This window comes from Janibacter cremeus, from assembly GCF_029395675.1.
Classification (GTDB): Bacteria; Actinomycetota; Actinomycetes; order Actinomycetales; family Dermatophilaceae; genus Janibacter; species Janibacter cremeus_A.
This window is the reverse complement of the sequence record NZ_CP115184.1, coordinates 3,005,966-3,019,163: the sequence shown is the minus strand read 5'-3', so window position 1 is coordinate 3,019,163 and position 13,198 is coordinate 3,005,966. Positions and strand designations below refer to the sequence as shown.

At 70.3% G+C, this 13,198-nt stretch carries 11 protein-coding genes; 5 read left to right on the top strand and 6 right to left on the bottom strand.

Translation table 11 applies throughout. The features are described 5' to 3' along the window. Positions 1–104 precede the first annotated feature (104 nt). Genes ehuA through ehuB form a run of 4 tightly spaced genes read right to left on the bottom strand, consistent with a single transcriptional unit; the run spans position 105 to position 3,468 of the window. The gene (gene ehuA, locus O9K63_RS14425; protein WP_431190329.1) at positions 105–917 is read right to left on the bottom strand and encodes an ectoine/hydroxyectoine ABC transporter ATP-binding protein EhuA; all 813 of its coding nucleotides are present in this window, start codon (positions 915–917) and stop codon (positions 105–107) included. Beyond that, the gene (locus O9K63_RS14420) at positions 907–1,827 is read right to left on the bottom strand and encodes an amino acid ABC transporter permease (RefSeq protein ID WP_346771030.1); all 921 of its coding nucleotides are present in this window, start codon (positions 1,825–1,827) and stop codon (positions 907–909) included. The genes ehuA and O9K63_RS14420 overlap by 11 nt, the downstream gene beginning before the upstream one ends. Then, a complete protein-coding gene (gene ehuC / locus O9K63_RS14415; RefSeq protein WP_277238937.1) occupies positions 1,824–2,528 on the bottom strand; it encodes an ectoine/hydroxyectoine ABC transporter permease subunit EhuC in 705 nt (234 codons plus the stop codon). The genes O9K63_RS14420 and ehuC overlap by 4 nt, the downstream gene beginning before the upstream one ends. 4 nt (positions 2,529–2,532) lie before the next feature. Further along, the gene (ehuB, locus tag O9K63_RS14410) at positions 2,533–3,468 is read right to left on the bottom strand and encodes an ectoine/hydroxyectoine ABC transporter substrate-binding protein EhuB (RefSeq protein ID WP_277238935.1); all 936 of its coding nucleotides are present in this window, start codon (positions 3,466–3,468) and stop codon (positions 2,533–2,535) included. A 296-nt stretch (positions 3,469–3,764) separates the two neighbouring features. Here ehuB and O9K63_RS14405 point away from each other — a divergent pair, with 296 nt between their 5' ends. From O9K63_RS14405 to O9K63_RS14385, 5 genes are all read left to right on the top strand, one after another. Then, entirely contained in the window at positions 3,765–4,481 is a 717-nt protein-coding gene (locus O9K63_RS14405; RefSeq protein WP_277238933.1) for a response regulator transcription factor, read from the top strand. A gap of 7 nt (positions 4,482–4,488) precedes the next feature. After that, entirely contained in the window at positions 4,489–5,946 is a 1,458-nt protein-coding gene (locus O9K63_RS14400; protein ID WP_277238931.1) for a sensor histidine kinase, read from the top strand. A gap of 97 nt (positions 5,947–6,043) precedes the next feature. Further along, on the top strand, positions 6,044–7,255 hold the full coding sequence (locus tag O9K63_RS14395) for a S1C family serine protease (protein WP_277238929.1): 1,212 nt from the start codon (positions 6,044–6,046) through the stop codon (positions 7,253–7,255). Between the two features lie 243 nt (positions 7,256–7,498). After that, the gene (locus tag O9K63_RS14390; protein ID WP_277238928.1) at positions 7,499–9,409 is read left to right on the top strand and encodes a DUF2339 domain-containing protein; all 1,911 of its coding nucleotides are present in this window, start codon (positions 7,499–7,501) and stop codon (positions 9,407–9,409) included. A gap of 43 nt (positions 9,410–9,452) precedes the next feature. Further along, the gene (locus O9K63_RS14385; RefSeq protein WP_159298290.1) at positions 9,453–9,743 is read left to right on the top strand and encodes a WXG100 family type VII secretion target; all 291 of its coding nucleotides are present in this window, start codon (positions 9,453–9,455) and stop codon (positions 9,741–9,743) included. Between the two features lie 157 nt (positions 9,744–9,900). Here the strand turns inward: O9K63_RS14385 and O9K63_RS14380 are convergent, their stop codons facing one another. Together O9K63_RS14380 and O9K63_RS14375 are read right to left on the bottom strand one after the other, a co-directional pair. Further along, positions 9,901–12,417 carry an ABC transporter permease gene (locus O9K63_RS14380; protein ID WP_277238925.1) on the bottom strand — a complete coding sequence of 839 codons (2,517 nt, stop codon included), beginning with the start codon at positions 12,415–12,417 and terminating at the stop codon, positions 9,901–9,903. A 14-nt stretch (positions 12,418–12,431) separates the two neighbouring features. Further along, complete coding sequence (locus tag O9K63_RS14375; RefSeq protein WP_277238924.1) at positions 12,432–13,172, bottom strand: ABC transporter ATP-binding protein; 741 nt, start codon at positions 13,170–13,172, stop codon at positions 12,432–12,434. Positions 13,173–13,198: the final 26 nt, after the last annotated feature.

Sequence of the window (13,198 nt, the reverse complement as noted above, 5' to 3'; positions counted from 1 at the left end):
CGTGCGCGAACGGGCGACAGATGGGTGCGGCACGACTCAGGGAGCGAGGAACGAGCGACCAAGTGCCGTAGCCATTCGTCGCTCGGGCGCGAGGAACGCGGGGGTCAGAGGATCGACTCGAGGAAGCGCTGGGTGCGCTTGTGCTGCGGGTTGGCCAGCAGGTCGTCGGGGGCGCCCTGCTCGACGATCTGGCCACCGTCGAACATCATCACCTTGTGCGAGACGTCGCGGGCGAACTGCATCTCGTGGGTGACGATGAGCATCGAGATGTCGGTCTCGTCGGCGACCTTGCGCAGGACGCCGAGGACCTCGCCGACCAACTCCGGGTCGAGCGCCGAGGTGACCTCGTCGAGCAGCAGGATCTCGGGGTCCATCGCGAGCGCACGGGCGATCGCCACCCGCTGCTTCTGACCACCGGACAGCTGGCTCGGTCGGGCCCCGGACCGGTCGCCCAGACCGACCTGGTGGAGCAGCTCGTGCGCCCGGTCGCTGGCCTGCTTCTTGTCCCTGCCGAGCACGTGGATCGGCGCCTCGGTGATGTTCTCCAGCACCGTCATGTTCGGGAAGAGGTTGAAGTGCTGGAAGACCATGCCGATCTTCTTGCGGGTGCGCGCGACCTCCTTGGGACGCAGCTCCACCCGCTGGCCGTTGCGCCGGTCGTGGGTGAGCGGCGCGCCGTTGATCCAGATGTAGCCACCGGTCAGGTGCTCGAGCGTCATGACCAGCCGGAGGATCGTCGTCTTGCCCGAGCCGCTCGGACCGATGAGCGTGACCCGCTCCCCCGGCGCGACGTCGAAGTTGAGGTCCGACAGCACGGTCGTGTCGCCGAACTTCTTCTCCACGTCCTCGAATCGGATGACGGGGGTGCCACCCGCCGGCGGGGTGGGGCGGTCAGTGGTCTCGGACTCAGTAGACAAGTGACTTCTCCAGCTTTCGGACGGCCACGGCCGTGATGAGGCTGGCGACGAGGAAGATCAGGCCAGCCAGGGTGAAGGCTTCGTTGTATCGGAAGGTGTTCGCTCCGTACTGCTGCGCGCGGGTGACCAGCTCCACCACACCGATGGCGAAGAGGTAGGGCGTGTCCTTGAACATCGAGATCGCCCAGTTGCCGAGCGACGGGAGCGTCGCCCGCAGCGCCTGCGGGAGCACGACCGCTCCCCAGGTCCGCCTCGTGGAGAAACTCAAGGCCTTCGCCGCCTCCCACTGACCCGGGTCCACCGACGCGATACCCGCGATGTAGGACTCGGCCATGTACATGGCGTAGTGCACGCCGATGACGGCGGTGCCCACCCACAGCAGCGGCCACTCGACCGGCACGAGGTAGTAGACGAAGATCAGCTGGACGATCAACGGCGTCATCCGAATGAGGTCCATGAGCCACCGCAACGGGACGGAGAGGATCCGCGGGAGACTCTCCGTGGTCACCGCCAGCACCAGGCCGAGGGTGGCGGCGATCGCCGTGCCCACCACGGTGATGAGCAGGGTCGTCTTGGCAAAGGTCTCGAGCAGGATCGGGAAGACCTCGGCGGCCGCGTCCCAGCTCCAGAACTGGGCGAACGACGGCGTCATCGACCACAGCTGGAGGGCGATGAGCACGCCGATGACGGCGAAGGCGCTGAAGACGTACCAGCCGATGCGGGTCAGCCGCTTGGCTGCCGGGTGGTCCTCGGCGTTCTTGCGCCAGGCGAGGAGCGCCACGACGAGCGCCGGCAGGCCGAGCCCGGCCGCGAGCGTCAGCAGGGCGGAGCAGACGAGCAGCGTGATGTGCGATCGGGTCAGCGGCACCGACTCCCGGGTGGTGCCGTCGGTGGTGGTCGCGGTACTCACAGGCTCGCCCCCGCTCCGGTGTGCGCACTGCCCACGGGCATCCCGAGCTTGCGACGTGCCCGCTTCTCGAGCACGCGCACGCCCTGGGAGCCCAGCAGGGCGATCAGGTAGTAGATGAGGAATCCGACGCCGTAGGCGAACAAGGTCGATCCGGTGTCCTTGCGCAGCTCGTCGACCTGGAAGGCCAGGTCCTGCAGGGAGATGAAGAGCGCGACCGCGGTCCCCTTGATGAGCATCACGAGCAGGTTGTTGTACCCGGAGAGCATGAGCGCCCAGGCCTGCGGCCAGATCACCCGGCGCATCCGGGTCGCGGGCGGCATGTTCAGGGCGGTGGCGCCCTCCCACTGGCCCTTGTCCACGGAGTTGATCGAGCCGCGCACGATCTCCGCGCCGTACGCGCCGTAGTTCAGGCCGAGGGCGATGATGCCGGTGAGTACGGCGTCCATGCTGACGTCGAAGAGGATCGGGAGCACGTAGTAGAGCCAGAACAGCTGGACGACCAGCGAGGTGCCCCGGAAGAACTCGACGACGACCGTCGAGACCCATCGGACGAACCCGACGGGAGCGATGCTCAGCAGGCCGAGCGTGACGGAGATGATGAAGGCCAGGAGGGCCCCGCCCAAGCTGAGCTGCAGCGTCGTGATGACGCCGTCGGTCAGAGTGGGCAGGGCACTCCTGAGAACGTCCAGATCGTCAGTCACCGGATCAGTCCGGGACGGCCTCGGACTGCTCGGCGTCGGGCAGCTCGCCGGCGCAGAGCTGCTCTGTGGTGATCTCGCCCTTGGGGCGCTCGGCGTCGGTGAAGCCGAACTCACCGACGACGTCGGTGAAGGCCTGCTCGTCGCCGACGATCTTGTCGATCTCCTTGTTGTAGGCCTCGCGCAGCTTGTCGTCGTCCTTGCGGAAGACGGTCGCACCCGCACCGACCTGCTTCTTGCCGTCGACGATGGCGGTGAACGGCTCGGTCACCTCGACGGCAGCGTCCGGGTTGTTCTCCGCCATGGCGCGCAGGGAGATACCGGTCAGCGCGAAGGCGTCGGCGCGCTCCTGCACGACCGCGTCCATGCCGTCCTGCGGGCTGCCCACCTCCATCTTCTCGATCCCGAGGGTGTCGGCGTAGCCGGACTCGATCGCACCGCTCATGACCGCGAGCTTCAGGTCGGCGTCCGCGACGTCGTGCATGTCGTTGACGCCCTCCGGGTTGCCCTTGGGCGTCATCAGGGCGGTCGTGTACATGATCTCCGGGTGGCCGAAGTCGGCCTGCTCGCAGCGCTCGGGCAGGATCGACATGCCCGCGGAGATGATGTCGAAGCGGCCGGCGTTCAGGCCCGGGATGAGCGAGCCCCACTCGGTCTGCACGCCCTTGACCTCGTCGACGCCGAGCTCGGCGAAGACCTTCTTGTGGATGGCGATCGTCGCGCCGGTCAGCTCGCCGTCCTTCTTGAAGGAGTAGGGCTCCTCGCCGGCGATGCCGACGGTGATGACGCCCTCGTCCTTGATCTTGCTGAGGGTGTCGCCACCCCCGCCGTCGCCGCTGCCCCCGTCACCGGAGGATCCCCCGGATCCTCCGTCACCACAGGCTGCCATCGTCAGGGCCAGGGCCGCCGCGGCGCTCCCGGCCAGCATTCGCGTGCTGCGCATGTGTCTCTCCTCCTCCTAGGTGGGCGCGGAGTCGTAACCCCACCCCGACGCAGCTCCCACCACGTCAGCGCGATCCCTTGCACAAGGCAGGACGCCTTGATCGAGAACCGCCCCCGATTCGGCATTCTCCTGACTTCAACAGGTCCGACCTCATCCCGACAAGTACCGCGGCCCGCATCACCGCGTTCGTTACGACACCGCAACCTCTTTGCGTACCCGTTGATGACCCCCACTGCGCGGCGCCGCCACAGGCTCCTGTCAGCAGACGTTCAGGCTTCGGGCGCACACTCGATGGTGTGAGTACCCACGAGACCGCCACCGGGCCCAGCCCACGACTGCTGGTCGTGGAGGACGAGCCGAACATCCGCGAGCTCCTCGCGACGTCCCTGCGCTTCGCGGGATTCGAGGTCGACGTCGCCGGCGACGGGGCCACCGCGCTGGACATCGTCCACCGCGTCGAGCCGGACCTGATCGTCCTCGACGTCATGCTCCCGGACACCGACGGCTTCGAGATCGCCTCGAGCCTGCGGGCCAGCGAGCGCCACCAGCCGATCCTCTTCCTCACCGCCCGCGACTCCCTCGACGACAAGCTCAAGGGACTGACCGTCGGCGGCGACGACTACGTGACCAAGCCGTTCTCCCTCGAGGAGGTCATCGCCCGCATCCGCGTGATCCTGCGCCGCACGACGGACGTGCCCTCCTCGGAGTCCGCGCTGCGCTTCGCCGACCTCGAGCTCGACGACGACGCGCACGAGGTGCGTCGCGCCGGCGTCTCCATCGACGTCTCGCCGACCGAGTTCAAGCTGCTGCGCTACCTCATGCTCAACCCCAACCGGGTGCTGTCGAAGACCCAGATCCTCGACCACGTGTGGGACTACGACTTCCGCGGCGAGCTCGGCATCGTGGAGTCCTACATCTCCTACCTGCGCCGCAAGATCGACACCGGCGACCTGCCACCACTGATCCACACCAAGCGCGGATTCGGATACGTCCTTCGCCTCCCCCCGGAGTAAGGACGCCGTGCAGCGGGTCAACGAGCTGGTCGTCAGCCGCCTGGAGAGGATGCCCCTCACCTGGCGGCTGATCGCGATCCTGCTCGCGATCCTGCTGGCGGCGCTCACGACGACGGCGGTGGCGACGGCCTTCCTGCTCCAGCGCGACCTCGAGCAGAACGTCGACGACCAGCTGCGGGCGGTGGCGATCCCCATCGCCGAGGACAGCATCTCCTCCACCCCCGACACCGCCTTCTACGAGCGCAGGGCCCGGGGCGGACCGACAAACTTCTTCCTGCTGCACCAACCCGCGGACGGCTCCTCCTGGGAGTACCAGGGCCCCACCGGGGTGGACGTCCGCCCCGACGTCCCGCCGCTGGACCCGACCGGCCAGCACGTGCAGACCGGCACCCCCTTCACCGTCGGCTCGGTCGACGGTCACATGCGGTGGCGGGTCATCGCCGGTCGCTACACCGACAACTCGACCTTCGCCGTGGGGATGTCCCTCGCCGGTGTCAACCAGACGATGAAGCGGTTCACGATCGTCTCGACCGTGGTCAGCCTCTCGGCCGTCGTGGCCGGTGGGGTCCTCGGGTGGTACGCGACCCGACGCGCCTTCCGCCCCCTTCGCCGGATCGAGGACACCGCCGCCGCCATCGCCGCCGGCGACCTCACCCGCCGCGTGCCCGTGCGATCCAGCCATGACGAGGTGGCCAGCCTCAGCGACTCGCTGAACTCGATGCTCGTGCAGATCGAGCGCAGCTTCGGCGTCCAGGAGGCATCGGAGCTGAAGATGCGCCAGTTCGTCGCGGACGCGAGCCACGAGCTGCGCACCCCGCTCGCGACGGTGCGCGGCTATGCCGAGCTCTACCGGCAGGGTGCGGTCCAGGACCCCGAGCACATCGGGCAGGCGATGGACCGCATCGAGGGCGAGGCCCGCCGGATGGGCGGCCTCGTCGACGACCTCCTGCTCCTCGCCCGGCTGGACGACCAGCGCCCGCTCGAGTGGACCGATATCGACCTGGTCGTGCTGTGCGCGGAGACCGTCCACGACGCGCGGGTGCGGATGCCCGAGCGCTCGATCTCCCTCGTCGGCCTCGACGGCGAGCTGGAGCCGGTCACGCTCCGCGGTGACGACGCCCGCCTGCGGCAGGTCCTCGGCAACCTCCTGGCCAATGCCCTCATGCACACCGACGAGGGGGTGCCGGTCGAGGTCGCCACCGGCGTCGACGACGGCAAGGCCGTCCTCGAGGTCCGCGACCACGGCGTCGGCATCGACCCGGAGGTGGCCGACAGGGTCTTCGAGCGCTTCTACCGCGTCGACAAGGCCCGCTCCCGGGCCCGGGGCGGCAGTGGTCTCGGCCTGGCGATCGTCGCGGCGATCGTCGACCAGCACGACGGCACCGTGAGTGCACACACCACCCCCGGAGGGGGCGCCACCTTCCGGGTCGAGTTCCCCACCGCGGCAGGCCGGCAAACCACCTGAGGGAACGGCGTCCAGCCACCTGTCAGCCAACGCCAAGGGACATCCGAACTGCGCAAGGCACGGTGGAGGGGTACCCGTCACCCAAGGAGCCTTCCCGATGGACCAGCCACCCACCCCACCACCGACGTCGTACCAGCCACAGCCCCCGCCCCCGCGCCGCCGCGGGCGCCGGATCGGCGAGCTGGCGACCGTCTCGCTCCTCTCCGCTGCCCTGGCGGCCGGCGGGACGTGGGGAGTGATCGCAGTGACCGACGAAGGCCCGGACGCGACCGGCGCCACCGAGGCGAGCGCGACCTCGTCCGCGTCCTCCTCCGAGACCGTCCCGGTCAGCACCGGCGCGGAGGAGTCACCGGACTGGACTGCCGTGACCGACGCGGTCACCCCGAGCGTCGTCGCCGTCGGGGTGCGCGGCCAGGCGGGCGGCGGCGAGGGCTCGGGCGTCATCCTCGACGAGCAGGGCCACGTCCTGACGAACAACCACGTCGTCTCCGGCGCCGGGCCGGACCCGCAGATCACCGTCACCCTGTCCGACGGCGCCACCTACGACGCGACCATCGCGGGCACCGACCCGTCGACCGACCTCGCCGTCCTGACGATCGCCGATCCGCCGAAGGACATCGAGCCGATCACCGTCGGGTCCTCCACGGACCTCCAGGTCGGTGACCCGGTCATGGCCGCCGGCAACCCGCTCGGTCTGGCCGGGACGGTCACCACCGGCATCGTCAGTGCCCTGGACCGGCCGGTCTCCACCGCCCGCAGCGAAGGGGGGCAGTCCCCCTTCGCGCAGCAGGGACGACCCGTGGTCACGGCCGCCATCCAGACCTCCGCCGCGATCAACCCGGGTAACTCCGGCGGTGCCCTGGTCGACGCCTCCGGACGGCTGGTCGGGATCAACTCCTCGATCGCCACCGTGGGCGGCTCCGGCCAGAGCGGGAACATCGGGATCGGCTTCGCCATCCCCGTCGACGAGGCCACGTGGATCGCCGAGCAGCTCATCGAGGACGGTGAGGCCGAGCACGCCTTCCTCGGAGTGGTCCCGGCCGACGGGACCGCGAAGGAGGGTGCCGCGACCCACAGCGGCGCCGAGATCCGCAGCGTGAGCGACGGGAGCCCGGCCGACGAGGCCGGACTGGCCGAGGGTGACCTCGTGGTCGCCATCGGCGACTCCCGCGTGACCGGAGCCGAGTCCCTCGTCGGTCTCGTCCACGCGCGCCAGATCGACTCGCAGGTCCCGCTGACCGTCATCCGCGACGGGGAGAAGATGACGATCGATGTCACGCTCGGGACCGCCCCCGAGCGCGACGCCTGAGCAATCACAGCGGAATCCCAGCCCGATACCAGCGCCCCCCAAGGACGAGGGTGCACAGTGGGATTCAGGAGCACAGAAGAGAGGAAGAGCGGCCGACCTGCTCGTTTCCCTCCCCCCGATGCGGGGGCCGACTTCCTCTCGCTCCTACAGGGGTGCTACCCCCGCCTCCGGGTGTGGCGTCTGGAGGCGGCGCTGAGTAGCCGAACTCATGCCCCCGGTGTGCGGGATCCGCACACTGGGGGCATGAGCATGTCAGGGGATCCCACACTTCAGGCCGTGCGCCAGCTCGAGGACGAGTTCGCCGAGGCCATGTCGCGCATGTACGCCGTCGGCAACGACCTGGCCCGGCTGCGCGCCCGTCTCGTCCGCGAGACCTCGCCGCAGCAGTGGACCCCGGTCCCCGACGAGGGTCCACCAGCGGTGACACCACCGGCGACGATGGCACCACACGCCGCGCCGGTGCCGGGCACGACGGGGACGGTGACGGCACCGCCGGTGGCCCACGCCCCCTTCGCCGGAGAACGACCGTCCCACGTGCCGCCGCCGGCCGGACCGTCCCGGCCGTCCACCCCGTGGTGGCAGCGCGACGGGCTGGTCTCCCGCCTGCTGGCCGTCGTGGGCGCCGGGATCACGCTCATCGGTGTGGCCTTCCTGCTGGCGCTGGCGATCCAGCTGGGCTTCTTCGGGCCGTTGGCGCGGGTCATCAGCGCGGGCCTCCTCGCCGCCGGGCTCGTCACCGCCGCGATCGTCGTGCGCCGTCGGCGGGCCGGTACCGCCGGTGCGCTCGGTCTGGCCGCGACCGGGTTCGCCACGGCCTACCTCGACGTCATCGCCGTCACCCGGATCTACGAGTGGGTTCCCGTGGCGGCCGGTCTCGGCATCGCCGGTCTGGTCGCGCTCGGTGGCCTCCTGCTCGCCCGTGCGTGGGACAGCCAGCTGCTCGGCGGTATCGCCGTCCTCGGCGTGGCCGCGCTCGCACCGACCATCGCGTACGACCACATGCTCCTCGTCGCGCAGTTCCTCCTCGTCCTGACGGTTGTCTCGTGGCCGGCCCAGGTCTCGCGCCGGTGGCACGTGCTCGAGCTGGTCCGGATCGTCCCCACCGCGATCGTCATCGCCCTCCTGCCGGCCTTCGCCGAGCCGATCGGCGCCATCGTCCTGCTCGCCTGCCTGCTCGCCGGGTTCGTGCTCGCGACCAGCCTCGCCGGCGTCCGGGTCGACCGGGCCCCGGCACAGGCCGGGATCGCCGTCCCCGTCGTCGCCGTGCCGGTCCTCTCCGCCGCGCTGGCGGCGGAGCGGTCGACCGGCACCACCCTGATGATCGGGCTGACCCTCGCGCTCGTCCTCGTCGCCGCCCTCACCGCGGGGCGCCTGCCGACGGGCAGCCGCGGGGACACGCTGTTGGTCACCGGGAGCTGCCTGTACACGGCGGGGGTCACCTCGCTGGTGGCCGCGGCGCTCGTCGCCGACGGCACCGACTGGTCGCTTCCGGCGCTGCTCACGGTCGGCGTGCTGTGGGCCGGGGCCTCGCTCGCGCTGCGCGACCGCACCGTCCTGGGCGCGACCCTGCTGACGTCGGCCCTGCCGCTGGTCCTCACCGTGGCCCTCATGCCGTACGCGATCGACCGCGGCACGGCGATGCAGGTCGGGCCCGCGCACCTCGTGGCGGCATCGCTCACGGTCGTCCTCCTGCTCGCCCTCGCCCAGACGGTCAGCGAGTCCCACCCCCGCACCACGATCGCGGTCCGGGCGCTGCTCGCGGGGGCCCTCCTCGCCGCGGGCGGCACCGTCATCATCGCCGGGGCCCTCCTGGGGGACCTCGCCGACGACGCTCGGGGTGGCTTCACCGCCGGCCAGACCGGTGCGACAGTGCTGTGGCTGGCCACCGCCGCGGTGCTCCTGCTGCGGGGACTGCGTGGCTCGGCCTTCGCCGTCCCGGCGGGGCTGGCCATCACGGCGCTGAGCGTCGGCAAGCTGCTGTTCTTCGACCTGGCCTTCCTCGACGGGATCCCCCGGGTGCTCAGCTTCATCGTCGGAGGTCTCATCGTGCTCGGGATGGGCACCGGTTATGCACAAGCGCTCGAGCGGTCGCGCCGGGAGCCGGGGCCTGTGGACAAGTCCGGGGACGGGCCGCGCTCTCCCCATACGGTCTGAGGGACGGCCGGATCGACCGGCCGTCACGACCGAAGGGGACACCATGAGCAGCTTCACCGTCAACACCGAGCGCATCGCCGGCAGCGCCTCCGACATCTCGCAGATCTCCGAGGAGGTCGAGAGCTCCGTCGCGGCGATGATGACCCGCCTGACCCAGCTGCAGAGCGACTGGACCGGCGCGGCCTCGGGCTCCTTCCAGGAGCTGGTCAGCGACTGGCGTGCCACGCAGCGCACGGTCAAGGAGAGCCTCGACGACATCTCGCGCGTGCTCGCCGAGGCCGGCCAGACCTACGCGACCACCGAGGACGGGGTCAAGGCGTCGATGGGTCGCTGACCCCTTACGTACCGAGCGGACGCAGGGGCGGGCGGCCCTTGGGACGAAGTCCGGACACCGCGGGTGCACCGCGCACCGTGAGCTCGAAGTCCGGACTTCGCCCTGAGTCGGGCCACCCACGCCCTGCGTCAGCTCGGGGGTGCCGCTGACCTGTTGGTTACTCCGTGGCGATGGCCTCGAGCACGTCCATCCGTGACGCCCGCCAGGCGGGGACCACGGCGGCCAGGATGCCGACGATCCCGGCCAGGCCGACGAAGAGCACCAACTGCGCCCACGGGATCGCCAGCTCGGTGATGCCGTCCTCGGCGAGCGCCCGCTGGATCGCGATGCCGGAGACGACGCCGAGGGCGATGCCCAGCAACGCACCCAGGAGCGCGATGGCGATCGACTCCAGCCAGATCATCCCCTGCAGCTGTCGCCGGGAGAGCCCGACGGCGCGCAGCAGCCCGACCTCACGGGTGCGCTCGAGGACGGACAGCCCCAGGGTGTTCACGATGCCCAGGACGGCGATGACGATCGCCAGCCCGAGCAGGGCGTAGATGAGGTAGAGCAGCTGGTTGATGAAGCCTCGCTGCTCGTCGGCGAAGGCGTCCTGGTCCTTCAGGGTCACCAGGGGCTGGGCCGAGATCAGCTCCTCGATGTCCTGCGAGACCGCCTCCCTGTCGGCACCGTCCTCGACGAAGACGAAGGCCATGTTGTCGGCCCCCTGCCCGCCCATCGCGTCCACGGTGTCGACGCTCAGGATCACGTCGGGCGTGCCGAAGGTCTCCGGGTCCTCGAAGAACCCGGCGACCTCCAGCTCGCGGGTCTGCTCGCCGATGGTCACCGTCGTCGTGTCGCCGACCTCCCGGCCGGTCTGGTGCCTCGTCGAGAGCAGGACCGAGTCCTCGCCGATGTCGGCGGAGCCGGCAGCCATATCGAGCTCCTCGACCTCGTCGAAGGTCCGCGGGTCGATCGCGACGGAGTACAGCTCACCCCCGTCGACGGTGGACTGGACGTAGCGGATCGGGGAGACCGCGCGGACCCCGTCGACCTGCGTGGCCTCGGCGGTGATCTGCGACGAGTACGGCTGGCCGATCGCATTGCTCAGCACGTAGTCCGCCCGGAAGGTCTCGTCGATCTGCTTGTCGATGCTCGCGTTCGCGCTGGAGGCGATCACGCCCATGAGTGCGACGAGGGTCATGCCGATCATCAGCGCCGACGCGGTGGCGGCCGTGCGGCCGGGGCTGCGCACGGTGTTCTGCTCGGCCATCCGGCCGACGCTGCCGAAGAGACGGCGGTAGACCCACCCGAGCCCCGAGATCACCGGCCGCCCGACGAAGGGGGCGAGGAAGGCCGTGCCGAGGACGAGGCCGGCGATGCCGCCACCGATCCACCACAGCTCCCTCGACCCGGCGACGAAGAGCCCGTAGAGGAAGGCGAGCAGACCGGCCACCAGCACCATGACCTCCACCGCGCTGCGGATGGGGTGGCTCCTGGCCGTCTCGACGGTGTCGCGCATGGCGGCGACCGGCGGGACGGTCCCGGCCCGGTGGGCCGGCAGCCACGCCGCGAGCATGGTCACGACGATGCCCACGACGTAGGTCGCGATGATCGTGCGCGGCTTGAAGACCAGCGCGGTCCCGCTGATGTCGAGGCCGAAGGTGGCGAAGAGAGTCCGGATCCCCATCGCGAGCAGCACGCCCAGGGCCAGGCCCAGCGTCGCCCCGATGAGCCCGATGATGAAGGCCTCGACGAGGACCGAGCGGGTGACCTGTCGTCGGCTGGCCCCGATGGCCCGCAGGAGGGCGAGCTCGCGCCCGCGCTGGGCGACGAGGATCCCGAAGGTGTTGACGATGAGGAAGGACCCGACGAACAGGGCGACGCCGGCGAAGACGAGCAGGAAGGTCGTGATGAACCCCAGCGCCTCCTCAAGAGCGTTCTCGTTGCGGTCCGACAGCTCGGCGCCGGTGAGGGTCTCGTACGCCTCGGGGGTGAGCGGCTCGGCCTGCTCCACCAGCTCCGAGTTGTCGACCCCGTCCTCCGCGGTGACCCAGGCGCTGGAGTACTCGTCCTTGCCGTCCATGAAGTACGACTGCATCGTCTCCGTGTCGAAGACGCTGATGGAGGCGCCGGCCATCCCCCCTTCGCCGAAGGTCAGCGCGCCGACAACCGTGGCCGAGATCTTCGGACGGTCACCGGCCGTGACGAGCGTGATCTCGTCGCCGACCTCGTACCCGGACTGCTCGAGGGTGAGCTCGTCGACCGCGACCTCGCCCTCGCTCGTCGGGGCCCGGCCCGAGGTGAGCGTGATCGGCGGCTCGCCGAACTGGTTGGGCGCCTCGTTGTAGTTGAAGGCCATCGCGGGGGCGCCCTGGCCACCGACGACGTTGCCGTTCTCGCCGACGAAGAAGACGCCCATCGCCTCGACGTTGCCGTCGGCGCGCGCGGCTCCGGGCAGGTCGGCCAGGGCGGCGACCTCCTCGGCCGTCAGCGTGGCACCGGTGGAGCCACCGAACTCGTCCACCTGCCGGGGCTGGACGACGACGTCACCGACCGTGCCGGCGAAGATCCCGTCGAAGGTCCGCTCGAGGGTGTCGGTGAAGACGAGCGACCCGGCGACGAAGGCCGCGCCGAGGATGATCGCCATCGCCGACATGAGCAGGCGCGCCTTGCGCGCCAGCAGACTCTTCATGCTCGCCTTCAGCATCAGTGGGATCCGTCGCTCAGCGCGAGCATGCGCTCGAGGACGAGCTCACGGTCCGGCTCCCACAGCTCGTCGACGATCCGGCCGTCCGCGAGGAAGAGCACCCGGTCGGTGTGCGCCGCCGCAACGGCGTCGTGGGTGACCATGACGATCGTCTGGTCGAACTCGTCCACGCAGCGCCGCAGGAAGCCCAGCACCTCGGCACCGGACGTGGAATCGAGATTGCCGGTCGGCTCGTCGGCGAAGATGATCGCGGGCTTCGACACCAGGGCGCGGGCACAGGCGACGCGCTGCTGCTGGCCACCGGAGAGCTCGCTCGGCCGGTGGGAGAGGCGGTCCTCCAGGCCGACGGTGCGGATGACCAGATCGAACCACTCCTCGTCGGGCCGTCGACCGGCGATCGCGAGCGGCAGGAGGATGTTCTCCTTCGCCGTGAGCGTCGGGATGAGGTTGAAGGCCTGGAAGACGAAGCCGACGCGGTCGCGGCGCAGCCGGGTGAGGGCCCGCTCCTTCAGCCGCGTCAGGTCGGTGCCGCCGATGCGCACCTGCCCGTCGGTGACCTCGTCCAGCCCGGCGAGGCAGTGCATCAACGTCGACTTGCCCGAGCCCGACGGGCCCATGATGGCCGTGAACTGCCCGGCGCCGATGTCGAGGTCGATCCCGTCGACCGCGACGACCGCGGCCTCGCCCCTGCCGAAGACCTTGCGTAGTGCGTGCGTGCTCGCCGCGACCTGCGTGCTCATGGCGGTACTCCCCTGGTGATGTCCGT

Coding starts and splice junctions, on each gene's coding strand:
- ehuB (WP_277238935.1), bottom strand. CDS start 3,468: ATGCGCAGCACGCGAATGCTGGCCGGGAGCGCCGCGGCGGCCCTGGCC.
- O9K63_RS14395 (WP_277238929.1), top strand. CDS start 6,044: ATGGACCAGCCACCCACCCCACCACCGACGTCGTACCAGCCACAGCCC.
- O9K63_RS14390 (WP_277238928.1), top strand. CDS start 7,499: ATGAGCATGTCAGGGGATCCCACACTTCAGGCCGTGCGCCAGCTCGAG.
- O9K63_RS14385 (WP_159298290.1), top strand. CDS start 9,453: ATGAGCAGCTTCACCGTCAACACCGAGCGCATCGCCGGCAGCGCCTCC.
- O9K63_RS14380 (WP_277238925.1), bottom strand. CDS start 12,417: ATGAAGAGTCTGCTGGCGCGCAAGGCGCGCCTGCTCATGTCGGCGATG.
- O9K63_RS14375 (WP_277238924.1), bottom strand. CDS start 13,172: ATGAGCACGCAGGTCGCGGCGAGCACGCACGCACTACGCAAGGTCTTC.